20 protein-coding genes and 3 pseudogenes are annotated in these 26,059 nt (G+C 39.6%); 10 read left to right on the top strand and 13 right to left on the bottom strand.

Going from position 1 to position 26,059, the window contains the following annotated elements; genetic code table 11:
• The first annotated feature begins 178 nt into the window (after nt 1-178).
• Nucleotides 179-1,186 carry a sugar transferase gene (locus tag R7Q41_RS09695; protein WP_309474422.1) on the top strand — a complete coding sequence of 336 codons (1,008 nt, stop codon included), beginning with the start codon at nt 179-181 and terminating at the stop codon, nt 1,184-1,186.
• A gap of 9 nt (nt 1,187-1,195) precedes the next feature.
• Here R7Q41_RS09695 and R7Q41_RS09690 read toward each other — a convergent pair.
• The 13 genes and pseudogenes from R7Q41_RS09690 to R7Q41_RS09635 form a co-directional block, all read right to left on the bottom strand.
• Nucleotides 1,196-1,626, bottom strand: a pseudogene (locus tag R7Q41_RS09690) (hypothetical protein); the annotation flags it as partial.
• 703 nt (nt 1,627-2,329) lie between these two features.
• Complete coding sequence (locus R7Q41_RS09685) at nt 2,330-3,343, bottom strand: glycosyltransferase (RefSeq protein WP_222132967.1); 1,014 nt, start codon at nt 3,341-3,343, stop codon at nt 2,330-2,332.
• Between the two features lie 24 nt (nt 3,344-3,367).
• Nucleotides 3,368-4,465 (bottom strand): glycosyltransferase, encoded by a 1,098-nt coding sequence (locus R7Q41_RS09680; protein WP_222132968.1) that lies wholly within the window; start codon nt 4,463-4,465, stop codon nt 3,368-3,370.
• Nucleotides 4,466-4,469: 4 nt separating this feature from the next.
• Nucleotides 4,470-5,465: an EpsG family protein gene (locus R7Q41_RS09675; RefSeq protein ID WP_206959395.1), complete on the bottom strand. Its 996-nt coding sequence runs from the start codon at nt 5,463-5,465 to the stop codon at nt 4,470-4,472.
• 13 nt (nt 5,466-5,478) lie between these two features.
• Entirely contained in the window at nt 5,479-6,564 is a 1,086-nt protein-coding gene (locus R7Q41_RS09670) for a glycosyltransferase family 4 protein (RefSeq protein ID WP_206959396.1), read from the bottom strand.
• Nucleotides 6,565-6,668: 104 nt separating this feature from the next.
• A complete protein-coding gene (locus R7Q41_RS09665) occupies nt 6,669-7,655 on the bottom strand; it encodes a glycosyltransferase family 2 protein (protein WP_222132970.1) in 987 nt (328 codons plus the stop codon).
• Nucleotides 7,648-8,769: a polysaccharide pyruvyl transferase family protein gene (locus R7Q41_RS09660; RefSeq protein WP_140278273.1), complete on the bottom strand. Its 1,122-nt coding sequence runs from the start codon at nt 8,767-8,769 to the stop codon at nt 7,648-7,650. Before R7Q41_RS09660 ends, R7Q41_RS09665 begins: the two co-directional genes overlap by 8 nt.
• Nucleotides 8,766-10,091: a Coenzyme F420 hydrogenase/dehydrogenase, beta subunit C-terminal domain gene (locus R7Q41_RS09655; protein WP_206959401.1), complete on the bottom strand. Its 1,326-nt coding sequence runs from the start codon at nt 10,089-10,091 to the stop codon at nt 8,766-8,768. The genes R7Q41_RS09660 and R7Q41_RS09655 overlap by 4 nt, the downstream gene beginning before the upstream one ends.
• Nucleotides 10,092-10,110: 19 nt before the next feature.
• Nucleotides 10,111-11,559: an MATE family efflux transporter gene (locus tag R7Q41_RS09650; RefSeq protein ID WP_206959404.1), complete on the bottom strand. Its 1,449-nt coding sequence runs from the start codon at nt 11,557-11,559 to the stop codon at nt 10,111-10,113.
• Between the two features lie 156 nt (nt 11,560-11,715).
• Nucleotides 11,716-12,690 (bottom strand): Wzz/FepE/Etk N-terminal domain-containing protein, encoded by a 975-nt coding sequence (locus tag R7Q41_RS09645; RefSeq protein WP_222132971.1) that lies wholly within the window; start codon nt 12,688-12,690, stop codon nt 11,716-11,718.
• A 447-nt stretch (nt 12,691-13,137) separates the two neighbouring features.
• Nucleotides 13,138-14,286, bottom strand: a pseudogene (locus tag R7Q41_RS24495) (SLBB domain-containing protein); the annotation flags it as partial.
• Nucleotides 14,287-14,406: 120 nt separating this feature from the next.
• Nucleotides 14,407-15,906: pseudogene (locus R7Q41_RS24490) on the bottom strand (SLBB domain-containing protein); the annotation flags it as partial.
• Between the two features lie 65 nt (nt 15,907-15,971).
• Nucleotides 15,972-16,490, bottom strand: a complete 519-nt coding sequence (locus R7Q41_RS09635; protein WP_025503632.1) for a porin family protein — start codon at nt 16,488-16,490, stop codon at nt 15,972-15,974.
• A gap of 395 nt (nt 16,491-16,885) precedes the next feature.
• Between R7Q41_RS09635 and R7Q41_RS09630 the strand changes: the two genes are divergently transcribed.
• The 9 genes from R7Q41_RS09630 (at nt 16,886) to waaA (ending at nt 26,041) form a co-directional block, all read left to right on the top strand.
• The gene (locus tag R7Q41_RS09630; protein ID WP_025503633.1) at nt 16,886-17,110 is read left to right on the top strand and encodes a hypothetical protein; all 225 of its coding nucleotides are present in this window, start codon (nt 16,886-16,888) and stop codon (nt 17,108-17,110) included.
• Between the two features lie 69 nt (nt 17,111-17,179).
• Complete coding sequence (locus tag R7Q41_RS09625; protein ID WP_025503634.1) at nt 17,180-17,860, top strand: YjbF family lipoprotein; 681 nt, start codon at nt 17,180-17,182, stop codon at nt 17,858-17,860.
• The gene (locus tag R7Q41_RS09620) at nt 17,857-18,615 is read left to right on the top strand and encodes a capsule biosynthesis GfcC family protein (protein WP_025503635.1); all 759 of its coding nucleotides are present in this window, start codon (nt 17,857-17,859) and stop codon (nt 18,613-18,615) included. Before R7Q41_RS09625 ends, R7Q41_RS09620 begins: the two co-directional genes overlap by 4 nt.
• Nucleotides 18,612-20,804 (top strand): YjbH domain-containing protein, encoded by a 2,193-nt coding sequence (locus R7Q41_RS09615; protein ID WP_222132972.1) that lies wholly within the window; start codon nt 18,612-18,614, stop codon nt 20,802-20,804. Before R7Q41_RS09620 ends, R7Q41_RS09615 begins: the two co-directional genes overlap by 4 nt.
• Before the next feature lie 148 nt (nt 20,805-20,952).
• Nucleotides 20,953-21,894: an ADP-glyceromanno-heptose 6-epimerase gene (gene rfaD / locus R7Q41_RS09610; protein ID WP_222132973.1), complete on the top strand. Its 942-nt coding sequence runs from the start codon at nt 20,953-20,955 to the stop codon at nt 21,892-21,894.
• Between the two features lie 127 nt (nt 21,895-22,021).
• The gene (gene lpxM, locus R7Q41_RS09605) at nt 22,022-23,008 is read left to right on the top strand and encodes a lauroyl-Kdo(2)-lipid IV(A) myristoyltransferase (RefSeq protein ID WP_065646553.1); all 987 of its coding nucleotides are present in this window, start codon (nt 22,022-22,024) and stop codon (nt 23,006-23,008) included.
• Nucleotides 23,005-23,727 carry a glycosyltransferase family 25 protein gene (locus R7Q41_RS09600; RefSeq protein ID WP_222132974.1) on the top strand — a complete coding sequence of 241 codons (723 nt, stop codon included), beginning with the start codon at nt 23,005-23,007 and terminating at the stop codon, nt 23,725-23,727. The genes lpxM and R7Q41_RS09600 overlap by 4 nt, the downstream gene beginning before the upstream one ends.
• Nucleotides 23,724-24,779 carry a lipopolysaccharide heptosyltransferase II gene (gene waaF, locus R7Q41_RS09595; RefSeq protein ID WP_222132975.1) on the top strand — a complete coding sequence of 352 codons (1,056 nt, stop codon included), beginning with the start codon at nt 23,724-23,726 and terminating at the stop codon, nt 24,777-24,779. Before R7Q41_RS09600 ends, waaF begins: the two co-directional genes overlap by 4 nt.
• Complete coding sequence (waaA, locus tag R7Q41_RS09590; RefSeq protein ID WP_222132976.1) at nt 24,773-26,041, top strand: lipid IV(A) 3-deoxy-D-manno-octulosonic acid transferase; 1,269 nt, start codon at nt 24,773-24,775, stop codon at nt 26,039-26,041. Before waaF ends, waaA begins: the two co-directional genes overlap by 7 nt.
• Nucleotides 26,042-26,059: the final 18 nt, after the last annotated feature.

Here is a 26,059-nt window from a genome sequence, read left to right as displayed (position 1 = left end):
TTCATTGATATAGTTACGTCAAGATTCAAAAACAAGCCATAAGTAAGGACTCAGGTTCAAGAAAATTAACAAAGTTACAAGCATGTTCTGGATTAAGGGATATAATTTCTATACGAATTAAATTATAATCGCCGACTTGTAAGCAATTGGCTAGTCGAAAACAACTTATTCCATTCCTATGACAGACAGTATGAGCGACACGCTTCAAGAACGAGAAGCTTCTGAATTAACTAAAAATAATTCTATCAGCATAACATCAGCATTGGACGAGTTATCCGCAAGTGAAACAGACGCTTGCCTTTATATCTACTGTCCGAAAGAAGACGAAGCAAAGATTGCTCAAGTGCTTAAGAGACATCCTGAGATTAACGCACAAGTTAACAACTATGCCCTTAGGGATTTCAAGAGTAAAACCCTTTGCCACTTCAAAAGCTCACATTTAAACCCTGAGCAGCAAGCGTTTCTTGTAGCTGCGACAGAACTAGGTGCTTGGGTTGAGCCTTTAGTGAGCTACTTTGATCGTTCACTTGGCTACACTGAAACTGAGCTCTTGCATAGTGGTTACTTCTTACACCAAAAAGCTTTTTCTATCCTCTCTAATCGTAAGAACAGCTGGCAAAAGCGCTTCATCGATCTCTTGTTTGTTTTTATGCTGTCGTGGGTTGCTATTCCAGTAGGTCTTATTACGGCACTGCTTATCAAGCTTGAGTCACCAGGCCCAGTATTCTTTAAGCAGCGTCGTACTGGCCAATATAATGAAGAGTTTGAAGTGCTTAAGTTTCGCTCGATGCGAAACGATGCGGAAAAGAACGGTGCCCAATGGGCGACCAAGAACGACGCTCGCGTAACGAAAGTCGGCTGTTTTATTCGTAAAACTCGAATAGATGAGCTCCCTCAGTTAATCAATGTGCTAAAGGGAGAGATGTCGATGGTTGGTCCTCGCCCAGAACGCGAGGTGTTCATTTCTGAATTGGAAAAAGCCATTCCTTACTACCGCTTTCGTCACGCCGTTAAACCTGGGGTAACTGGTCTAGCCCAAGTAAAATACCCTTACGGCGCATCGGTAGAAGATGCTATTTGGAAGCATAAATACGATATCTACTACATCAAACACCAAAACTGGATGATGGAAGTGAAGATTCTGTTTCTTACGATAAAAACAGTTTTGTTTGGCATGGGGCGTTAAGCCTTATACTCAAATTTGTAATTCATATAAAGAAGGTTTCAATTTTCTGAATTGAAGTACGAGCTTATAATTCTGTTCTTGGAACCTCTCTTTACAGAATCTGATAGCACTGCTGTACTTCGTTAGGCGTCAGACAAAGGTGTTTGGGTTAACGCTTTTTAAAGAGCCATCTGACAACTCCCAGTTATAGTAGTGATACTATTCAGATAACAACAACTCTAGGTCTTCCCGTCCCCCGAAGTGCGTATTTCGGTGATTGCGAACGCTTGTTTCCGCTGTTCAGAATGCTCCGAAATACGCACCGAAGCATCTATAGTCGGATAAAACTCACTTTTATAAGTTTTCTGGGAGTGCTCACATTTGCTATTGAAGTGAGGGTAGTAAGACGTGCAGGCCCTAAACTTGACTCCATAAATCATAAGCTACTTCTGAACTTTTTCTAATCATTGGTGATACTAACAATGAAATTAATACAAAGGCTTTTAAGTCGAAACGATCGAATATAGCCTTAACCAAACTGAAAGAAGGGGGGCTATTTAAGGCTCTGAACATCGACAAGGCAGATATATTCGAGGCAAAGCGCTGGCTACTTATCACAAATGCAAAGAGCTTGTGAGAATCTGGGGATAGAACTTATTGAGCCAACTAACCTCAGGGTAAAAAGTGTGTCGAATGCTCCTTCTCCTTCAATAACTTCCAAAAAGAGCCTAGTTCCTGAGTTACGCCTTAGAAGGCTCAGTGATATGTAGAGTACCAACCAACAGCTATAGGAAGACAAGCTTGCAACTTCTCCCTAGAAAATCCACACCTGGGACAAACTCAATCGCAACTCAATTGAAAAAGCTACTCGGGATAGAAATAAGCCAGTCCACAGTTTAGGGAGTATGGTTCAGGGATGAGGTTAAAACCGAAGCCCTGCGAGTAAAGAGCCCGAATCGTTGATAATTACAGAGTAATTAGGATTGCTGATTGAGAATCCCATACGGAAACCTGTTATGCAGAAACGATAAAGATCCTAGGCAATTCGCCCGTCAGAGTCCCTCGGTAATCACGCTAATACAACCCATATTATCTTAAAAATAACAACTCCCATTTCTGAGTATGTTGCTTTTTGTCTTTCCGCTTATGGAAAAGTTCAAGTGTCTAAATTCCGATATATAGTGTCTTATACAATTCGTAAGAATTCTTTATATCAAATTCAACTGAACGACGCTCAGCTTGCTCTTTGTAGTCTGAGTAATCATTTTTGATTTCGTGTATAGCTTTGAGTATGGCCTCAGAATCGTTCTCGACTAACAAACCATTCAGTGTTATCAACTCTCCACACCCACCAACATTACTTAATAACAAAGGTAGTCCCGTCGATGCAGCCTCAAGAGCTGACATTGGCATACCTTCACTATCTGATATTAGTGCAAATAAATCATATTCTGAGAAATTATCAAAGTTCTCTATAGCCCCGGTAAAATGAACATTTTCGGGCCTAGAGCATTGGGAAAGAAGAGGACCATCACCAACTACATCAAGGCTTACACTAGGCAACTGAGAAATCGCATCTATCAACAAATCAGGCCTTTTAGGATAAGCGAGCCTACCTAAAAAAAGAACTTTGAAGCAACTTCTCACTTCTTTATTTTGTACTTTTCGCGGAAAAACACAGTTTCGTATGTGTATTAATTTGTTTTCATTTATGCCAATGATTTTAGCTGCATCCTGTTTGTCTTTTTCAGATACGCAAAGGATTTTATCGGATAAAAAGGAAAGTACTCTTTCTATTGTTATATATAACTTCCGGAATCTCCCACCATTATATATACAAGACCAACCATGAGAAACATAAACCACTCTAATTTTAACCATCACCTTTAACAATCTCGCATAAAGTCCTGCGTTTGCAGAACTTGCTACAACGACATCGATACGGTTTTGTTTTATAAACTCGACTATTTTTAGATATGCCTTAAGTGAGAAGCCTTTCTCGATTTCAGGGACAAAGAATTGTTTTTTTACAGTGGTATTTTCCGTCAACCACCCGGATTTATTTGTAATAATAAAGTGCTCAAACTCATCTCCTAAAAGTGTAACTTGATCCTTGACCCAGGTTTGAGCTCCGCCGATCTCAGACTTTGTAATAATATGTAATATTTTAGCTGGCACCCTATACTCCGAGAAATAAGGTAGTTATTTATTATGGGATTGGTATAGATTCAGCCACTTTTTAGAAATGGCTATGAGTGAATAATGTTGCTCAACGTGCTCTCTCGCTTTAGCGCCTAAGGTCTGCTTTTCATCCTCAGACATATCAAGAGCCTGCTTGATTGCTCCAGAGAGGGCCTGAGAATCTCGTGGGGGAACTAGGAAACCGTATTTACTAACAACTTCTCCCACACCACCGCAATCGGTAGCAACAATAACTCTTTCTGCTGCCATTGCCTCAGCAACAACAAGTCCAAACCCCTCCCAAGCAGAGGATAGAACAAAGATATCAGCGGCACTCATCCATTGTGGAACTTGGTGACTAAGCCCTATGAAGTTTACTTTATCTTCAATACCTAATTCTTCAGCTAATATCTTCAACTCTTGGCGCTTGTCACCGTCCCCAATAATGGCAAGCTTTACCTTGCGCTCTGTTAATAAAAGGGATGAAAACGCGTTCAGTAAGTTGGGGTAATCTTTTGCTTCTGTTAGCCGACCAACACTTAGGAGCAAGGTTTCATCTTCGTTTACACCGATTTCACTTCGGTAAGCGAATCTCGTCTCTTTGTTAAAGCGATATTTATTTAAGTCAATTCCATTGTGAAGAGCGATGATACGATCAGAGCTACACGCACCTTTGTCTATGAAAGCTTCGACAGCTTCTTCACTGACATTAGTCAATAGGTCCCCCTGCTTCTGAGTAAGTTTATATGCCAGCATTCTAAGTCTCCCTCCCTCATTACTACTATGAGCGGTACATATGAGACGTTTGATAGGAGTCGTAACTCTAACAAGCCTCATAAGTATGTTCGCATGGACCATATGACTATGAACAATATCAGGGGCGAAACTCTTGATAATTTTTCTTATTTTCAAATATGTAGAGGCAACTCCGAGTAAACTTTTCTCCATCCGAAGTGACAGTACCTCAACCGATGTAGATTGAGGCTTTAAAAGGGGCTCGCCATGCATAGAAAGGATAGTGACATCATGCCCGAAGGTAGAGTATGTATCGGCTAAATCACATACTTGTTTCTCAGCACCTCCCACACCTAACCCAGTAATAACTAGCAAAACTTTCATGTAATTACCATTGATTAAAAAAGAACACACCTTCTCTCGTCAAACTTGCGCTTTCTATCGACTGCTTAAATATTGTAGTATTCAAGAATATCAAAGTAACCATTAATATTAGAGCTCTCATATTACTAAAATAACATAAAAGGCAAATTATAAATGGAAGAAAGCTTACCATTAGTCTTCCAGCAAAAGGGCTAAAGAAATACATACCTAGATATATGGAAAGCCCTAATATTGCTATCACATAATGCCCATCATTGAGATATATCCTCTTATACTGTGTAAGTATCATGATTAAAATACCACTAAATAAAACAAAATTCCCTCCTCCAACACCCGTGATTGTTGAGCTATATTCAGTTGCTTGTCTCAATGCTAATAATTGAGCAACAGGAAGGATTAACAAGCTAATTCCTATGGAGATAGTAAACAAAAATAAAGATCGAAGTATAATCTCCTCTGAGACTAATTGCTTAAAAAAGCTATCAGCCACGACAAAAAAGAATACTATAAACATAGATGAATGAATGAACCCTAGTAAAAAGATAATTAACTTAAAGTATCTTTTATGTCCCAAAAACAGGATTGCCCACATCATCATTGAGGCTGCAAATGCTTGCCTTAAAACAACAAGTTGCATATGAAATGCCTGCGGGATGAATAACAATGCTAAAAAGCCTAGAAAACAAACTAAAGCATTTCTACCTTTGTAAAGAATGAAAAAACTAACTGTAAACCCAGTAAAAAAAACAAAGACTAGCGGTATAACTTCTGGTTTGAAAAAGTTACTTAAAAAAGAATTTAATAGCAAAAATAATGGTTCGTTAGTCAGAATAGCCAATCCATCATAACGATCCATGATTTTCATTGAGTCAATCGCATATACGATATAGTTTTGCCTATCTCTAAAGAGTTCATTAGGCAGTAATGTGAGCAATAAGCCATATATTACTGAAATTACTAAGTAAGAAAGTATATAGAGCCTATATTTAGTGATTCTCATTTACTTACTATCTCTAGTTTGAAAGTAATTTTAACCACGTGCTTAAGATGGTCTCTGTACTAAACCTCTTAGAGTTATTGATTGAGTGCGTGGTTAGTTCTTGATAGCGTTCTGAGTTCATCGATGCCTCAATACCTTTAATTAAAGAGTCTTTTAACGCAATAATGTTATTTGCTTCACACAACCAACCATTATGACCATCTTGAACGACTTCAGCTGGTCCTGTATCACAATCAAAAGAGACGATTGGTAAGCCATAAGCTTGCGCTTCGATTAATACTAAAGGCAAACCTTCAAACCTGGAGCTCATAACAAAGAGCTTTGATTGAAGATAATAGTTCTCGATCTGGTTGGTTTTAGGGATAAACTCAATTGTTTTGGTAACATCTAACTCAACAGAGCGCTTTGACAGAGCTTCCTCATCTTCCCCGCTACCTATAATCTTTAATTTCCATTGAGGATACTCTTTTGAGACTTGCTGCCATGCTTCAAGTAAAATATCGAATCCTTTTTGATAAGTTAACCGTCCAACAGCTAAAACCACATCATCTTTATCTTGACTGATATCAGTGGGTTTAGAAACGGTAATAGGATTGGGTATTGAGACTAAGTTTGCCTTGCATTTAGTACCAGATATCCAAAGCTGCTTATCTCTTTCCGTCAATGTAACAACATCGTCAGCAAAAAGAGCAGCTAGTCGTCTTGCAAAACGTCTAGTTTTTCTTCCAAGATCAACTTTATAATTAAAATGTTCCCAGCAGATGTGCCTTACAGATGTGCCACATATTGCGGGAGTTGAGTATAAAGCGAGCATTGACTCAACATCGATTAATATATCAATCGCATTGTTTTTTAAAAACTTTTTTAAACGTGATACGATTAATGGAAACCGTAAAGTCCCACTTCCATACGTAGAAAATAGCGTACTGCACCTGATATCTGCTGAAACAGGGAAAAAAGGCTTACTTTTACCTTGAAGACTTAAGATATAAACATCATGGCCAGATAACTTAGATAGTTCATTTGCCAGCCAAATCGAAACTCTTTCTGTACCACCAGACCCTTCTAAGCTCCCAACAAAAAAACAAATATTTGACATTAAAATCTCTTTATTTATACAAATAATCTATGATAGTAAATGGTAATTTAAAAATGACACCTACTTAAGGAAACGATTAGTTAACTATCGAAAAATAATTCTATTTACTTAATTATTGATTTAAAAAATTCAACAATTTTTAAAAATAAAATTGACATATTAACACCAAAGTTATTAAACAAAAAAATTGCAATTTTAAAGTGAGAACTTATATTACCTTTAAATAGCACTTCATTTGTTTCAGGAAATAAACTCAATGCTTCTCTCGGAGATGTATTAAGAGATGAGTAAATTAATGTGGTTTTTTGACTAAGTTTAAACTTTAAAAAACATTCTTCACAATATTTATAAACGCCATTGTTTTTTAAATTTTCACTTATTTCTTCAGCCGTTTTTTTAACTTCTACAATTTTACTCTGATCTATTTTCTTAGTTATAGAAGAAACATTACATTGATTATAAACAACATAATCACCTTTAATAAAATCTATTTTTTTAGCTGATAATAAAAACTGAATATTAAAGATAAAATCTTCAAGGAAGTTTATTTCATTAGGGAAATTTATTTCATTATTTTCTATAACTTCCCTCCTGTAAAGCTTATTCCAACAGTAACCTTTTACCTCATCCAAAAGCAAATATTTTATACAATCTAAATTACTATCAGACTTCTTCTCCGACATTCGCTCTAGCTTGTCAGGGTATTCAATAGTATAGTCCGAAATGACAAGATCTAAACCTCTACCTTTCGCAACGGTATACACATCCTCCAACCAATTACTTGATGATGTATAATCGTCACTATCAAGGAAGGCGATATACTCACCAGTTGCAAGCGCTAAGGCTTCTTGTCTGGTTTCTGAAACACCCTTATTCTCGCGGCTTACAATTACTATATCCCAACTATCAGATATACTTTTTTGGTAGTTAGATACTTTGTCTTTTAAGATAGATAAAGAGTTATCTTTTGAACCATCATCTAAGAATATAACCTGTAGTTTATCAATACTTTGAGAGAATATAGAGTCGATACATCTTCCTATATATTTCTCTGTATTATATATAGGAACAATGAGTGAGACTTTATACATATTGATGCTCATTTATTGCGGATAAAAGAAATTTCGAAGCAAAAGCACGCTTTTGAGATAAAATTTTGTTAACCTCGGTAAAATCCACCTCTAAATCTAATAATTTATCGTTCAGTAAGTTAACTGAGTCTACTAATCTATGCTCTAAATTGAACATTTTGAGTAATGAGTTAAAACGAGCTAAGCCACGCTCTGAGTTACCAATTGCAATAAATGGTTTGTTGTATATAATCGAAAATACAACTCCATGAAAGGAGTCAGTGACGACAAACTGAGAGTCTCGGAAACCTTGTATCCAACGAGTGACAGGTTGATACTGATCTAAATCGTTTTGTGGCATTAGCTCAAAAGAGGATATGTTCAATTTGCTAACTACCTTTGTAACAACCGCTTTTTTATCTTCAGATTGATCGAGCACATAAACCATTACTCCTTTTGGAATATCTATATGCTTTTCCTTGTCTATCAAAGCGTTGTATTGAGATGCTTCAAGCAACATTGTTGGATCGATAACATGTAAAGCCTCAACTCCGAAATTATCTCGACAAAGATTCACAGCACTGTCTTCTCTAACACTAACAGCATCAAATTGCTTCAAATGATGTGAGCATTTTTCGAGCAAGTCGTGGTCAAACTCACTAATATTATCTACGCCAAAAGAGGCAGCATAAGATATTTTCTTAATACTAGGATCTTTAATAAAATTAAGGAAGAATGCTTCAATTCCTGGTGAGTACTGAGGTCGCCATACTTGGTCACTACCTACAATAAATGTAGAGAAGTTATATTTTTCCAGCTCATTCAATCTTGATACAGATTCAATTTTGTGTGTTGTTTCTATATTTTCTTGTCTAAAGCGATCTGTATGCTTAGAGATTCTAGCTTTTTCTTTGTTATTAATTGGAAAAACTCTTTTAATATCTTTCTTTAACACATATTTTTTTATAGCATTGACTAGAATCCCTCTTATCCCCCAAAATTTAGCTTTTTTAAATGGTAAGTCAACAGTTAATACATCATGGCCTTGTTCTTTAAGGAAGCGTTGAAGTGCATACGCTTGAAGCAGTCCACCATAATTAGTATGAAGGGGCTGGGTCATAATTGCTATTTTCATTTTTTGTTTCTTATCTTTTTCAGGATGCTTTCTTTTTTTCGGTTAAAACGCGTTACAAAAATCAAAATCTCTCTTATATAGTATATTTTCTTTTCAAAAACTTGAGCATCAGATGATTTTTTCCAGAGTTTTAAACTTTGAGATCTAGTTACCATTCTCATATAGTGAACTAGTTTTAATGACGCTGGTATATCTGTTTGGGCAAATCTTTTTGGTGGCGTTTCCTTCAATTTGTAAGCTTGAGTACGATACTTCAATCCAACTCTTCGGTGGTTGAAACTGCCTCTCTGAGTTTCAACTACTTTTTCAACCGGGACTTCATCCACAATTAAGCTTTTCCTCTCTATACCTTCAGAAAATATATCATTAGCTAACTGGGTTCTAATAATTATAACATTATGGCCCTGGCCATCATCTGAGTATGGCTTTACCCATGCATCCCCTAAGGATATATCAGCAAGCTCAGTCGTAACATCATCACAAAAGTCACACGCCTTCGCTTTAAATAAACCTGAGCCCCACATATCGCCTAGTTTATTCATTCTTATTGATTTTTCTTTTTCTTCAGAAATGCAAGAAAAAGAGTAATCAGAAGCACTAGTGTCAACTGATTTAATTCGATATTCAGGTGACATATAGTTATGTCTAGACGCGCCTGATTTTTCTGCTAGATAGTCTGTATAGTGCCTACTCTTGACACCACCACAAATAATACCAACCGTAAACCCAATTTTATCTTTATAACGCTGATCGTTATGCTGTAATAACCTTACCGCTTTAATAAAACACGCCACACCTACTATTGCTACTTTACCTTCCAGTGTTAATATTGACTCTAGCGCATTTCCAAGGCTTACAGGATAGTAGCGAGTTTTAGATGAAGATCGTACTTTGTCAACACTATTGAATACACCATATTCATAATGTTCACCTTCAGTCCCTGAACGAGACACACAAACCACATGGTCAACAATCCCTTGCTCCAGTAACTTTTCCAAAAAATAGGTCGCTATTCCTCCCGAAGAACTATTTTGTCGGTGAACTTGTGAGTAACCAACATAAGTATTGATGTAATGGCCCACTTGTGGGTCGTGCTTTTGAATACCATCATAGATATACTTTTTCGACAACTCATCTTCAGTACGTACATCGGCGTCAGGCTTTGTATTAAAAGGGCAAACTTGCAAACAAGCACCAGAGCAATCACACTTTTTTAACTGTCTAGGAGTTAAAAAGCCATCTTCGTTCCATTGCATTTTAAGAGACTGATTATCACATTGTGTAATACATGCCCCACAACCAATACATAGTCCTTGTTCCACAATTAACTCTGATATATTTCTACAACTCACTAGTTCTACCTTTCACTTTGGAAAACTTAGATTTTAAAAAACTTCTCACAAACATCTTCTCATTTTCATCAATACCAACTAAATAGATTGAAAGTATATTAATCATAACGCTTATGATACACCCGCCAATCAACCCAAAGATACCTTCGCTAAAATAACTTGATATCGATAAGTTTATCGAAAATGACAACAAAGAAACTAACGCAACCCTGAAGATGACACTTCTTACAAATCCTTTGATCAACTCCGGTTCGAAATTGTATAAAAGGATTAACCTTAATACGAGAGCTATTAGCGATATACTTATCGCCACATAATAGACAATACTAGGAGCTCCGCCTAATTTTAGTGCTAAATATGACACGGGTAAGTTAAGTAAAATAACGGTTCCAACCACGATCTGATACAGTTTAATCTTACCTGTTGCTTGAAAAGTAGTCATTATCACTCCAGAAAGGCTAATTATCAAACTATCAATTACAACCAGTTTGACAAATTTTTCTGTATTTTCCGGAACATTACCTAACCAGAGCTTTAATATATAGTCTGTTTGAACTAATATTGGCATAGAAATAAAAAGGAGTAAAAAGAATGATATCTTTGCGCCAGAGAATATTAAGCTGCGTACGTACTTAGTATCTCTACCTGAATATGATTTTATAATCTGCGGAGCAAAAGACGTTTGTAAGCTGCTCACAAAACCAAATACCGCACTATTTACTTGCATAGCTATAGCTCTTGCTGCATTTACTACAGTACCAAATGTAATATTTAAAAGTATATTAACACCATAATTGGAAACAACAGCTGCTATATTCCCATAAAAATTCCATCCGATATAACCAACCAGTTTTTTAGAGTATTGCTTATTCCAAGAAAATATAATTCTTGTGTTATGTAAAGCTACTTTATTATAAAACACATAACAAAGAAAAACTAAAAATGCACTCATTGAGATGAATATTGCATAGTATAATAGTTTGTCACCACTAATTAAACTGAGAATTAATACCGAGCCAAGCTTCAGAGCAGCATCTGCAATGCTGATATATGCAAATGCATCCATTTTTTCAAAAGAAATAATATTGGCAATATACGGAATTGATATAAGGTTAAAAAACACTGTAATTAAAGACATATAGAAGACTAGTAATGCCGTATCTAACCTTATATCCGGTATTGTTAAAAATGAACTTACAACCCAAGAACCTAAAGATAACCCTATTACAAAGAATATAACTCCAATAACTAGATGAATTGTTAAGCTAGCATTAAATATACTTTCTAGTTTATCTTTATTATTATCAGCTTGCCCTAATTCAAAACAAATGAAGCGCTGTGTTGCAGTTGAAAGTGCTCCATTTACGAAAGTCAATAGAGAAATAACGCCAGCAACAACGTGATATATACCAAAATCTTCAACACCAAGTTGTTCCAATACGATCCTTGATGAATACAATGACACAACTAATATCAATATCATTCTAAGGTACAGGAAAAATGTGTTTTTTATAATTACTTTGTTTTTCAATATCATCTTGTTAGCCACTGGCTATAGTAAAAGTCGAAGTTAAAGTCATAAAGTGTCGAGTAATTACTTTTCTTCGGACTTCAGCACAGTGAAGACAAAAAGAATACCAATACCAAAAATCATCCCAAATACCGTACCTGCAATACACAGGAATGCTCGATTTGGCTCATGCTTCAATTCAGAAAGAACAGCTGGATCAATAACTTTAAATACAAACTCTTCTTGTACCTCGGCTAGCATAAGACTTTTAGTTTGCTCTTCAATTAGCTTGTAAAAGGTGCTTTGCATATCCGTGATAGATGTTTTTTCTAATTGGGCATTTAAATAGTCAAGGTTTTTTGAAGCTTCTTTAATGGTTCGTTCTCGCATTACGTTGTTGATATCTTGCACCAACCAATCAACCCATTGTTGAGCAATGTATGGTGAGTAATGCTTTACTGAAACGCTATAAAGGCCATTCTTTTTATCTTCAGAAATTTCAAATATATCTTTTCTAAACGTTTCATATGCTTCTTGTGCAGTAGGCTCAACACCTCTAAGACCTTTTGGCTCGCGTAACCATTTATTACTTTTCTCATCGTATACTTCGTCATCTAGGATCAACTTGTTATTGTTTAAATCCCAATCTCTAGCTGCCATCAAAGGAACAAGTAAATCATGCTTGGATATAAAACCTTCAATGAACTGCCGAGATCTCATTACTTGTACAGCAAGTTCAGTTTGCGATGATTCCGAGGCGCCTATATTCACTCCAGCCAATGCCGCTAATCCACCAAGTTGTCCAGCCATTTGCGACAAATTGCTACCACTAGCACTCTCTGCAGGAGCAAGTAACGCATCAGCTCTATAAATGTTCGGTAAGTTCAATGCATAAAGGACAGAGCCTACTGCAAATACGAACGTGGTTGCAATAATGATCAACTTTCCTTTCCATAACACCCTAAACAGTTCTCGTAAATCAACCTCATCATCATAATATTCAGGAGTGTGAGGAGAATAAGGCAAGTAATTTGAGTTTGATTTTTTTTGGGATTCCATTGAGTTTAAAACTCCAAGTATGTATAAGTATCCTTAGAGAGGACACCTTTGGAAACTATGTAATATGTATCGAGGTCAAGGCAAGTTTTAATACCGAGAATCAACAAATAGATAGATTACGAAAAATGGGGGTTGCTCGCAGCTAAGGTAACATTAATTTTCGAGTTATTTAAGTTGACTGCTTCACCTCTTAAGTGAATTGCCAAAATGACATTAGATTTTGGTATCTCATTAGGAAGCGTTAAAAGAGGTTAACTGACTTTAATATTGCAAGTGGTTATATATGCAATATATACCTCCATAAGTATGTATATGCTGAAGACTACAGAAATCCGTACCTACCGATGATTCTAAATAATACTTTAACACAGTAAGTGATGCTTCAATCACCTATTTAACCAATAGTAGGAAAGCCTAGTAACCTTCATTACTAGGCTAACAATGGTGTTATTTAAGCGCGTTAATCGCAACACCAGTCTGGTAAAGGATCTGCGTTGCAGCTGTCCAGGTACTTAATGCGTCGCGATAATCCGTATCTATCGGCACAACAATCGTGTCACCTGCTTTTAGCCCTTCTTGGTTGTTTCCGAACCAATATCCGGAAGAAGGTTTGTAAACAGAACCGTCTGCACGAACTACAAAAATGCGGTCTTCGTCCGCTTGTTTTTTAGCTCCACCCGCTTTATTTAGGTAATCGTCAACATCGAGTTTGTTGTCCAATAAGTAGGTAATAGGAACCTGAACTTCACCCATGATTGAAACTGTGTTGCGGAAGGTCGGAACAAAAAGGAAGTCGCCGTCTTCTAACATAAAATCTGCTGAGCGATCGCCTTTGAAAATACGGTTTAGCTGCACTACCATTCGTCCAAGCGCCTTACTGCGACTTGCTTCTTCAACAAATGCTAGTGTTTTCTGTGGATCGGTAATTACGGAACCAATATTGCTGTCGGCTCTGAATGTTTTCTTCGCAGTTTCTTTGCGCATATCAGCGGCGTATTGATTTAAGAGCTTCTGCTCTTGTAAGCGCAATGCTTCACGCGTGAATATTGCTCCTTGAGGGTGAGCAAATTCTGTCAGACCGCCAGCTCGGCCCAATAACTCACTTAAGGTTTCACCTTGGCGCACTGTATAGGTTCCAGGGAAGCGAACTTCACCCTGTAAAGTTACTGTGCTTTGTAGCTTCACATTTGGCTTTTCTAAGATGTTCAAACGATCTCGGCCCACGATAACTGCATCGTCTGAGGTACCGCCTTGTATTGCTTTACGTAAATCAATCCGTTCAACATCAATATAAGCACGCTCATCTGCACTATTAATCGCGGTTCGTGCTAACTCTGCACTAATTGTGAATGCGTTATAAGTCAAACCACCAGCGGCTTCAATCAGCGTTGATACCGTCATTCTTGGAGTAATCGGGTAGCGCCCAGGGTGCTTCACTTCACCAAATACTTCTGCAATTTGAGGGGCTAGCCCCAAACGAGACTGTTGTTGGAGTTGTAACAATACTGGTGCAAGCAAAGTGCGACGAGTATTTTGCTTCAGCTTTTCAAAGTCTTCCTCTGTAATCTCTTTACCGCGGAAAATAATTTTTCTTTCTTCTTTTGCTTGCTGGTTCCAGCCAACATAATTCTGTTGGTTATTGAAATTAGTTTGTTGCGGATTATTGCTAGTCATCGCATTGCTACCTGCGATTATCGACCCTGCAGGGTTATTAACCATAGCAACAGACGAGCTCATCTGTTGCTGTTCTTTCTGTTGCTCCATCTCCGCCTGTTTTTGAGCTTGCTCGAGTGTTTTCGCTTTTGTAATTTCTTCATCATTAGCGAGTGTATCTAAATCTTCGTTATTGAACCGGTTGAATACTAGAACTCGGTCACGAGAACGTAGAGACATATTGTCTTTGCTGTTAGGAGATAAAATCGCGTTCGCGAGGTTTATCTGAAATACTTCGATATCACGTTGAGTATTAACTTCTCGAACAACAACGGCGTAGTTAACATCAGCAGTGGCATTAAATGCAGAGTCTACAGATTTAAACAAATCAGCAATACGCAAACTTTGATGCCACTCTACATAACCAGGGTGTCTTACATCCCCTTCGATTTGAACATATCGAGTAAGCTCTTCGCTTTTTTTCAAGATTTTAATAGCATCGCCATTTTTTACTTTGCTTTGCTTATCTTGATTCTTACTAAAATCGAGAGTGACCGCTTCACGAGTCCCATGCGTTGCATAGCGTTTGATTTCTAGCTGTTCTTTATACGCGTTGGCAGTAAAACCACCAGCTATTTGAATAAGTTGTTGGTAGGTTTCACCCGGCTTAACCTCATAAATTGCAGGACGATTAATCTCGCCTTCTATAGAGACTGTATCTTTAACAGAGCCGATTAAAACAACATCATCCGGTAGTAAGCGCACATCATCACTCGCATCACCTTTTAGTAACAGATCATACATGTCCAACTTACGAATAATTTTTCCGTCACGCTTTAGCTGAATATCTCTTAGTGCCCCACTTTCACCAAAACCACCGCTGTAGTAGATAGCCTGTGATATTGTCGTTAATGCGCTAACCGTGTACGCTCCTGGCTTATATGCATCGCCCATGACAAATACTTGCATGGTACGTAGTTCACCTAATGAAATATCGCTACGAACACCTATCATTTGCTCTTTTACACGTTGCGTTAGAGAGTCTCTAACATCAGAAAAGTGCATACCTGCAACATTTACTGGCCCAAGAGAAGGAAAGTTGATTGTTCCTGCGCGATTTACACGTAAGCGATGTGTTTCGTTCTCCTTACCAAATAACTGCACGATGATTTCATCGCCTGCACCCACAGTGTAATTAGCCGGAACTGGAACATCACTTATCGGAGCAAAGGTACTTGGAGAGCCAGCAAAGAGTTCAAGGCCAAAGCGTTGTAACTCATCATCTTCTTTTTTAGTATCCCATATTTTTTCTACTTCAGTAGAACTCGCCCCACTCAATTGAGTTCTAGGTTGAATAACTTGCGGATTTGAGTATGACGTAGACTGGGAAGAAGAGCCTGAAGGGATACTAAAGCCATACTTACTCGCCAGTGCTTGCTGCTGATCTGCTGGTAAGTTCTGAAACATTTTGATTTGTTCTGGAGTAGGTGTTTGCGCAGTCGAGTAAGACGCAAACATGCTTGCCAAGACACAAACGGCAATGGAGAGATATCCTTTAAACATGATATGCCACTATAATAATTGGATAAAAGGCCCTAGCGCTCAAGTTTGAGTTCTAGGTATTTAAATTAGAATCTGTGCTGGAAACCCAGTGTAATCGAGTTAAGGCGAACTTGGTTTTCTGAAACGTTATCAACGAACTCAAACACAACTGCGCTTTGTTTGTTCAAAGCGTAATGCATACCTAACCCAAAACTGAATCCTTGCTCTTTGTCGGAGCCTACATTTTGTAAGTCAAGTTGAACGCTCGAGTACCCTGCTAAACCGTAAAGTGCAACTCGCTCTGAAACAGGCATATTTAGCTTAAAAAAGCCACTCATTGCACTATCAACGGCAAGCCCACTATCACGCTGAACTGACGTTCCATAGCGTCCTTCTAAACCAATATAATCGTTAAAGAAGTACCCTGCTTGCGCACTAAGAAGAAAGGGGCTTCCCTCTTTCACGGACTCAGAAGGCGAGCTTTTCAATTCGGCATTTGAGTAACTCACTAGTGCACCAGCGTAAAAATCGGCAGATGCTGAAAAAGAACTCAGGCTTAAGCCCAGTACACTAAGTATTCCTAAACAATGCTGTTTTCTTATCACGTAAAAGTTCCTAGTACTGGTAATAATGAGTGCTACGGACTTCAACGTACGCCTCGAAGACTCATTAATTATTGATTTTTGGCACGCTACCGCCCGGCGGCGTTGAGCGTTAGCCACTGTATCGCTTTCTTTATATTCAAGCGCCCAGCTCCCTCCAAACACTTAAGCCATACTGAAGGAACAGGCCGCCAAATTATGCACGCTTGATGGTTTATCAGCAAGTAAGGGAATAAGATAACCGCGCTATGTCACGTTGGTGTTAGGAATGAGATCGGAAGCCTGGCAAAATAAGAAACTATTTACATGCTAACGTTTTTTTATCTAGAATATAGATTGGAGCATTTTTTATGCTACCAAACATCGATGTTTTTATACCGGATATACAAGGATTAATAATGAAGAATACAGCTCTAGCTATTCTTATGGCTCTAAGCGCATCAACTGCATTTGCAGCAGAAGAAGCAGGTTCAGCAGGCGCAGCTTCTGCATCTGCAACAGGTACAACAGCCGTAGCAGTAGGTGCAGCAGCAGCTGTAACTGTAGTGGCAGTTGCAGCGTCAGATAGTGACTCGTCTACAGCAACAAACTCTAATTCTGGCTCTGGCTCAGTAGCTAAATAATTTAGCTCTAGTATAGTCCAGCTGATCGCCCTGAAATAATCAGGGCGATTTTATTTGCAAGAGGGAACAATGAATATCTTCAAAGCGTCTAAATGGATACGCCCACTTCTCACTCTTCCGTTATTCTTCATAATTCAGGGTTGTACACAAAAGTTCAATGATGTTTCAGCAACCGTCCAAGAAGCATACGGTAACTACATCGATGTAGAGATGTCCTCAGACGAAATAAACGCAGTTCCTTATGCCAGTGCCTATTTGAGACTGGGGAATCAAAAACAGGTCTTTGTTGTTTTAGCTTTTGCTGAGCAAAATCCTCTCAATGGAAAAATACAACTGAAATGGGTAAGTGCTGACAAAGCTATGATCGTTACGGAGAATGGGCATATCGTCAAAACGATAGGTCTACAGAATGGGGACTTAGCGGGTGTTTATGGTGATGTGCCAGATTTTTCCTCTGATTCAGCCTCTGTTAACTACGCACTCTCATACGACTGGGCAACACAATATCGTTATGGCTTTCCAGCAAGAGTGACTCGTTCTTACTCAGGTCAAGAAACGTTGACGACACCAATGTCTAGCGCTACGACCAATGTATATAAAGAAACTGTTGAGTTTAGTAGTCTTTCCCACGGTATCGAAAATATTTATTGGGTTGATGAACTAGGTCAGGTTGTTAAAACCTTACAATATTTAGGACCTAACATGATCCCGGTTGAGTTGACCATTTTAAAGGGGTATAGCAAATCATGAGCAAGCAACTAATCACATTATTATGTTTGGTCATGCCACTTTTGAGCTCATATAGTTTAGCTCAAACAGAAACCTCTACAACACAGTCATTAAATGTTGAGTTGCTTCAGGTGGGTAAACAGCTACAATTCCAAGGACCTGCTCGTTTAGAAAGTGTGCTAGCACTCGCTTCAGAACACAACGTCTCACTACAATACCCTCTTGGTACGACTTTGTTTGATAAATCGGATCGTGCTGAGAAAACGTCTACCGCTTTAAAGAACTCGGTACTCAATCAAATGATCCAGCACAATTTGGTTGCACATCCATTCTATAAATTCATTAAGAAGCAAAGCTTTGCGCCACGAGCACTGTCTGCAATTGATGTTGATAAAATTCGACTAAATAAATTCGATAATCCTCTTTTGCACGGTACCTACGCTCTAGCGACTCCTCTACGCGAAGAGAAAGTGTATTACGTAGGAAACCTAAATAATGTGTATTCCGTTAAGGATCAGGCAGGCATCCCTTTACAAAGACAAATAGAGAACTTGGAAAGTAACATTGATACATTATCAAAGGCGCCAGTGTTGATTTACCCAGATGGACACGTAGTTAAGCCGCATCATGGAGCTTGGTTGACAACACAATATTACTTACCACCTCTGACATTGGTATATGTCCCGTTTGGTGATTTTGAACACTCCGAAATGGATCAAGATATTGTCCGCCTACTCACTCAACTGATACCAAACTCCACAAAGAGACCGCAATGATGCCAATTAGAAAAAGCTTAACCCTTTCTTTAATGGGTCCAGCATTGGTTTGGGCTCAAGACATGCCGTTTGAAGCTCCCTCTTTACAACCTTCCCAATCTAATTTTGGTGGTGTTGGTTTAATGCAGATGCCAACAGGACGTATGGCACCAGAAGGTGAGTTCAACTTTTCTGTCACCGGAAGTGATGAATACCTTTTTTATAATGCAACATTACAAGTTATGCCTTGGTTGGAGACGACTATTCGTTATACGAGAGTAGCATCAATACCCTACGATCCAACTTTTCCTAATGTTGATAATGAGTACACCGATAAAGGTATAGACTTCAAAGTTCGATTGCTAAAAGAGTCTCAGTATATTCCTGAGGTCTCTCTCGGTGTCCGAGACTTTGCTGGAACAGGACTATTTGATGGTGAATTCATCGCAGCAACAAAACGTTGGTCCAATAGCAATATTGGAACATTCGATTTTACACTGGGGATAGGTTGGGGGTATTTAGGAACTAGAAATAACATATCTAATCCAACATGTAAGCTTTCTGAGAGTTTCTGCGAACGCCCTTCAGACACACTTGCCAGTGGAGGCACCACGAACCTAGATCGTGCTTTTAAAGGCTCAGCAGCTTTGTTCGGTGGGATAGAATATCAAACTCTACATTCCCCTCTTCGTTTGAAATTAGAATATGATAGCAACGACTATAGCGAAGACTTTCCAGCTGTAATGGCTGGTGTAGACATGTCCCCGCACACACCGTGGAACTTTGGAGTGCTCTACCGCCTAGGAATGGCCGATTTTCGTTTAAGCTATGAACGTGGAGACACGTTGGTCGCGGGCTTAACGCTAAACACTAATTTCAATGATATGCCATCATTCTGGCGAGACACACCAACCCCTGAAATGAAAGATAACCAGCCTGAAGAACTATCTGATGTTGACTGGGAACGTGTAACAGAAGATTTAGATAAAATTGCTGGTTACCAAAACACGCGCATTTATGTCGATGATAATACTGTAACTGTCGTTGGTGAGCAGAAGAAATATCGTGACCGTAACGAAGCACACGAAAAAGCCGCAGCTGTACTCCATAATGAAATGCCTGACGGTATTGATATCTATGCGATCAATGAACGTAACCGAGGCTTAATCAGTGAGCAAACTATTATTTCTAAAGAGAAATATCGCGACTTTGCTCAAGTCAATTATATCAACCCGAAAATAGAAGATACCACCTCCATAGCTACTACTAAGCCAACAGGAGAGCCTGTCTATGATGGATTTGAGCGCTTTGATTGGGGCTTTGCACCAAAGTTAGTTCAAACACTGGGAAGCGCAGAAGACTTTTATTTGTTTAGTATTGGCTTGAGTGGCAGTGCTTCTTATTGGTTAGCTGACAACCTAGAGATCGGTGGCTCACTGTACTGGGATTGGTATAACAACTACGATAAGTTTATCTATGTAACTCCACCTGATGGCACTACAGTTCCTCGTGTTCGCACCATGTTCCGAGCTTACCAAAATGAACATGCTGTAACCATGTCAAACCTACAATTGACTTGGTTCCAAGAGTATTCCAATACCATGGATCAGCAATTCTACGCGGGTTATCTGGAGAGCATGTTTGCTGGAGTCGGTACCGAGTTTCTTTACCGACCACAAGGAGCTAACTGGGCGATTGGCGCTGACGTCAACGTAATTTCTCAACGTGATCCACAAAGTTACTTCAGTGTTTACGATGAGAAATGGCAAAACGTGCCAGAATATGGACGTCCGTTCCAAGTTATTGATAAAGGATTCACTGGTTTTGTATCTGGTTACTACTACCCTCAATGGGAATTCCTGCAAGATTTGATGATCCAAGTCGATGTTGGTCAGTTCCTAGCTGGCGATGTTGGTACACAAATCAATGTTTCTAAGCAGTTCAAGAGTGGCGTAATTGCTGGCGCCTTTGCCTCATTTACAGACTTGTCTGCGGACGAATTTGGTGAAGGTAGCTTTACTAAAGGTTTCTACTTGTCGATTCCGTTTGACATCATGACCGTTAAGCCAAGTAACAATCGTGCGAACTTTAGTTGGCAGCCTCTTACTCGTGACGGAGGGCAGAAGCTCGGCCGCAAATACAGCTTAATTGAGTTAACCGACGAACGAAATCCTTGGTACCAAAGACCTAACCGTTCGGATGTGGAATAATAAAGTAATCAAGGGAGCTGCGGCTCCCTTTTTCATATCTAGATACTGAGTCATAGAAGACTAAAACCTATCTTCCTGCTTCCAATAGCGCTACTTTTCGTTTCTTGCTAGAATTCCTGAGAAAATTTTAATCTATGGTGGAAGTTCTATGATCATCGTAACTGGTGGCGCTGGCATGATCGGCAGCAACATTGTTAAAGCACTAAACGAAGCTGGTATTAACGATATCCTGGTTGTCGACAACCTAAAAAATGGAAAAAAATTTAAGAACTTAGTTGATCTGGACATCACAGATTACATGGATCGTGACGACTTTCTGACCCAAATTATGGCGGGCGATGATTTTGGTCCGATTGAGGCAATTTTCCACGAAGGTGCTTGCTCTGCAACGACTGAGTGGGATGGTAAGTACATGATGCTAAACAACTACGAGTACTCTAAAGAGCTGCTTCATTACTGTTTAGATCGCGAGATTCCATTCCTATACGCTTCTTCAGCAGCCACTTACGGCGATACAGATACTTTCGTTGAAGAACGCGAATACGAAGGAGCACTGAATGTATACGGTTACTCGAAACAGCAGTTTGATAACTACGTTCGTCGCCTATGGCAAGACGCTGAAGAACATGGTGAGACCCTTTCTCAAATCACCGGCTTCCGCTACTTCAACGTATATGGCCCACGTGAAGGCCACAAAGGTAGCATGGCATCAGTTGCGTTCCACCTAAACAACCAACTTAACGCAGGTGAAAATCCTAAATTGTTCGCGGGCAGCGAATCATTCAAACGCGACTTCGTTTACGTTGGTGATGTCTGTAAAGTAAACCTGTGGTTCTTAGAAAACGGCGTATCAGGCATTTTTAACTGTGGTACTGGCCGTGCTGAATCTTTTGAAGAGGTAGCAAAAGCAGTTATCAAACATCATGGCCAAGGCCAAATTGAAACCATCCCATTCCCTGAGCACCTAAAAGGCGCTTACCAAGAATTCACACAAGCGGATCTGACCAAACTGCGCACCGCAGGCTGTGATGTTGAATTCAAGACAGTTGCAGAAGGCGTTGCCGAATACTTGACTATCCAAAACCGTTAAGCCCCACAAGGTGGCAGAACCATAATCTGCCACCTTTACTCAAGTGTAATAGCCTGTATCATTCCTAACTATCTTTTTTCTCATTTAAACCACTTCGCCCGTACACGAATAGGTAACTAGACACGCCATGACCATAAAACGTGATGACTTCGACCCTAAAGCATATAACCCTGAGTTTAAGCGCCACTTTCTGTCGCCTAAGTACTGGGGCACGTGGTTAGGTGTTATCTTATTTTTACCTTTATCATTAATGCCACTAAGTTTACAAAAGTGGTTGGCGAAAACCATAGCCAAAAAACTGTCGAAATCCCACAAGGGGCCAGCTCACCGAGCGAGGGTTAACTTTGAGCTGTGTTTTCCGGAAAAGTCGTTCCAAGAACGTGAAGCTTTGATAGAAAAAACACTCTACACAGCGGCCATGTTCTTTTTTCGCTTCGGGTTACTAAGTTTACGCTCACCAAAGTGGCTTCAGAACCGTTGCCAAATTCGCGGCCTAGACATTTTACGACAGCACATTGATAACAACGAAAATGTGATTTTAATGGTTCCCCACTCTTGGGCAATTGATGTGCCTGCTATCTTGCTCGCTTCAATGGGAATGCCAGTTTCTGCAATGGCGAAGAAACAAAAGAATGATGTTGCTGACTGGCTGATGCACAAGCAAAGAGTCCAATACGGTGGCCGTGTTTATGAACGCTCAGGTGGCATTAAGCCTTTTCTAAAATCCATTCGAGATGGCTATGTGGGGTATTATCTACCCGATCAAGATCACGGCCCAGAGCATAGTGTGTTCGTAGATTTCTTTGCTACACGTAAAGCAACGCTACCTGGTTTAGGCAAAATAGCGAAACTATCACGCTCAAAAGTACTGCCTCTATTTGCGTCGATGAACACTGAAGATGGTACGTTTGATATTGAGATTTTACCAGCGTTTGAGCTGGATAAAGGCGAAGAGCAAGATGCTCGTACCTGTAATGAAGCCATTGAATATTTTGTCGGTGATAAACCCGAACAATATATGTGGGTACTGCAGTTGCTGCACTCTCAAGAAGACGGCAATAACTATTACAATTTGTTTAAACCAAGATATAACAGCGACTGGAAAGTGCAGTGAAAGTATTTGTCGTAAGCTTGGCTCGATCGCTGGATCGCCGAGAACGTATTGAAGAAAAGTTAAAACAACAAGGCATTACGTTTGAATTTTTTGATGCCGTAGATGGCTCTGTTAACAGTTTTCTTCATTCAGAAAAATGTCGTCCAACCATTACTCTACGCCGCAAAGGGTATCAATTAAAAACTAGTGAAGTCGCCTGTTTTGCAAGCCATTACGAGTTGTGGGTTCGCTGTATTGAGCTTGATGAACCGATCGTCATCTTAGAAGACAACGTCGACCCCGTAGAGGGGCTAAAGCAAGTACTCGAACATACCCTTCCATTGACTGCTAATTATGACTACATCAAGTTGTCTGCCACTCAGAAGCGTGTATTCACCCCAATCGTACCTATTGATGATAATCATATGCTAGGGGGCTACTCTGCTGGAACTTGTGGTACCACCGCTTATATCGTCACACCTAAAGCAGCCTCAAAGTTTGTTATGCATGCTCAAGAGTTTATTGAACCAGTCGATGACTACATGGAAAAACCATGGAAACATGGTGTTCAAGTTTACAGCGTGTCTCCAGATCTTTTTACTAGAGCTGAGATTGCTTCGACGATTGGTGGTAAAAGAAAAGATAAATCCAAAATGACTCTTGCGAATAAAATATACGCTGAACTTTTTAGAACTTATGAGTCAATTTTGAAATTCCTATACTGGAAAAACAAAGCATGAAGATTTTAGTCATTGGCCCTGCGTGGGTCGGCGATATGGTAATGTCGCAATCGTTATATATCGTATTAAAGCAACGTCATCCAGATAGCCAAATTGACGTTATCGCTCCAGGATGGTGTAAACCGATTCTTGAGCGTATGCCAGAAATCCACCAAGCGATTGAAATGCCTATCGGTCATGGTGAGTTTAACTTATTAGGCCGCAGGGAAATTGGTAAATCATTACGTGAAAAGCAATATGACCACGCCTATATCTTGCCTAAGTCAGCGAAATCAGCACTGATCCCATGGTTTGCCAACATTCCTCTTCGTACTGGCTGGAAGGGAGAAATGCGCTATGGTTTATTAAATGACTTACGCCCTAACATGAAGTCTTTTCAGTACATGGTAGAGCGCTATGTAGCGTTAGCTTATCCAAAAGCAGAAATGGTGGACTCTAATTCTCTTGGCGGGCTTGAAATCTTACCTCGCCCACGCCTTGCAATCAACGCGGCAGAGCAACAAGCCACGCTCAAAAAGTTCAACTTAACGCAAGACCAACCAATCATTGGACTGTGCCCAGGAGCAGAGTTTGGTCCTGCCAAAAAATGGCCCGAAACACACTACGCTGAAGTTGCGACGCAAATGGCTCGATCTGGGCATCAAATCTGGTTGTTTGGTTCTCAAAAAGACTTAGAGACTTGTAACAATATCCGCGCACTTGTCCCGACGCAATTCCATGAGAACATTCATGTTCTAGCAGGCCAAACCAGCTTAATTGAAGCGGTCGATCTACTTGCTGCATGCAAGACTGTTGTCGCGAATGACTCAGGCTTAATGCATGTGGCTGCTGCGGTTGGTTGTAATGTTGTTGCCGTGTATGGCTCAACTTCACCGAAGTACACCCCCCCACTCGCAGAAAAAGTGGAGATTGTTCATACCGATATTGATTGTCGCCCTTGTTTTCAGCGTGAATGTCAATACAAACACCTTAAGTGCTTGACAGAACTTTCGCCTAAGCAAGTGCTAGATAGTATCCAAAAACTTGACGCCATTACGATAAGCTCATGTTAGTTCGTATTGTTTATACCTTACTACTCGCTCTAGCGTCACCGCTGCTTTTATTTGGTTTGTACAAGAGCAAACCAAATAAGCCTAAGTTCGGCTCTCGCTGGAGAGAGCACTTTGGCATAACTCCCAAGCTAAAAAGCAACGACAAACCTATTTGGATACATGCCGTATCTGTTGGTGAAAGCATAGCAGCAACACCTTTAATCAAAGCCCTTAAGGAACAAAACCCCGAACAATCTATTCTAGTTACTACAACAACAAGTACCGGAGCTGAACAGATTGCTAAGTTGGGTGATTTAGTTGAACACCGCTATATGCCAATTGACTTTGGGTTCGCTATCAAAGGTTTTCTTAAAGCAGTGCAACCAAAACAGATGTTGATCATTGAGACTGAGCTGTGGCCAAACACGCTTCACAATGTTCACAAAGCGGGTATCCCTATAACTGTCGTGAATGCGCGCCTATCTGAAAAATCGTGTAAGAACTACGCCAAAATACAGCGGCTTTTTAACCAACTTCATCCATGCCTAACTCAAGTACTCTGCCAAACAGCTTCAGATGCAGAGCGCTTCGAACGACTAGGCGTCGAGAAAAAGAAACTATCCGTAACTGGCTCTATTAAGTTCGATATTCAAATATCAGAGCAAGTGAAACAGCAAGGACAGCAGCTTCGTACTCAGCTTGGAAACGATCGTCCGATTTGGATTGCAGCTAGCACCCACAAAGGCGAGGACGAACAGGTATTAGATGCACATAGACAAGTTTTAAAATCTCATCCAAATGCTTTACTCGTTTTGGTTCCTCGCCATCCAGAACGATTTGATGATGTATTCACGCTTTGCCAACAGCAAGGCTTTAGCACTGTTCGCCGCACTTCAATGCATGCAGTAGGGACAAATACTCAAGTATATCTCGGCGATACAATGGGTGAGATGCTAACTTTGATGGGTGCTGCGGACATCTGCTTTATGGGCGGCAGCTTGGTTGGAGATAAGGTTGGTGGACACAATGTATTAGAGCCTGCTGCTTTGGGCGTCCCTATTATCAATGGTCCAAGCTTCTTTAACTTCAAAGAAATCGTACATAAAATGAAGCAGAACAACCTCATCAAAATTGTGAAAAATGAGGATGAACTGGCAAGAGCTATCATGGCTCTAATTAAAGACGTCGCAGCTCATGAGCGCATCACGTCAGAGCTTGTTCATTTTATTTTAGCAAACTCAGGCTCCTTACAACGTACCGCCACAGCCACCTCTTCTATCTAAAAAAGCCGAGTATTAACT

The organism is Vibrio sp. 2096, from assembly GCF_033339595.1.
GTDB classification, from domain to species: Bacteria; Pseudomonadota; Gammaproteobacteria; order Enterobacterales; family Vibrionaceae; genus Vibrio; species Vibrio alginolyticus.
The sequence above is the reverse complement of the archived record's forward strand: the minus strand, read 5'-3'. Positions and strand labels throughout refer to the sequence as shown.

Bases quoted from the DNA above. Each gene is read 5' to 3' on its own strand.
- R7Q41_RS09695 (WP_309474422.1), top strand. From the start codon at position 179: ATGACAGACAGTATGAGCGACACGCTTCAAGAACGAGAAGCTTCTGAA.
- R7Q41_RS09645 (WP_222132971.1), bottom strand. From the start codon at position 12,690: ATGGAATCCCAAAAAAAATCAAACTCAAATTACTTGCCTTATTCTCCT.
- R7Q41_RS09660 (WP_140278273.1), bottom strand. From the start codon at position 8,769: ATGAAAATAGCAATTATGACCCAGCCCCTTCATACTAATTATGGTGGA.
- waaF (WP_222132975.1), top strand. From the start codon at position 23,724: ATGAAGATTTTAGTCATTGGCCCTGCGTGGGTCGGCGATATGGTAATG.
- waaA (WP_222132976.1), top strand. From the start codon at position 24,773: ATGTTAGTTCGTATTGTTTATACCTTACTACTCGCTCTAGCGTCACCG.
- R7Q41_RS09680 (WP_222132968.1), bottom strand. From the start codon at position 4,465: ATGAAAGTTTTGCTAGTTATTACTGGGTTAGGTGTGGGAGGTGCTGAG.
- R7Q41_RS09670 (WP_206959396.1), bottom strand. From the start codon at position 6,564: ATGTCAAATATTTGTTTTTTTGTTGGGAGCTTAGAAGGGTCTGGTGGT.
- R7Q41_RS09630 (WP_025503633.1), top strand. From the start codon at position 16,886: ATGAAGAATACAGCTCTAGCTATTCTTATGGCTCTAAGCGCATCAACT.
- R7Q41_RS09665 (WP_222132970.1), bottom strand. From the start codon at position 7,655: ATGTATAAAGTCTCACTCATTGTTCCTATATATAATACAGAGAAATAT.
- R7Q41_RS09675 (WP_206959395.1), bottom strand. From the start codon at position 5,465: ATGAGAATCACTAAATATAGGCTCTATATACTTTCTTACTTAGTAATT.
- lpxM (WP_065646553.1), top strand. From the start codon at position 22,022: ATGACCATAAAACGTGATGACTTCGACCCTAAAGCATATAACCCTGAG.
- R7Q41_RS09620 (WP_025503635.1), top strand. From the start codon at position 17,857: ATGAGCAAGCAACTAATCACATTATTATGTTTGGTCATGCCACTTTTG.
- rfaD (WP_222132973.1), top strand. From the start codon at position 20,953: ATGATCATCGTAACTGGTGGCGCTGGCATGATCGGCAGCAACATTGTT.
- R7Q41_RS09615 (WP_222132972.1), top strand. From the start codon at position 18,612: ATGATGCCAATTAGAAAAAGCTTAACCCTTTCTTTAATGGGTCCAGCA.
- R7Q41_RS09625 (WP_025503634.1), top strand. From the start codon at position 17,180: ATGAATATCTTCAAAGCGTCTAAATGGATACGCCCACTTCTCACTCTT.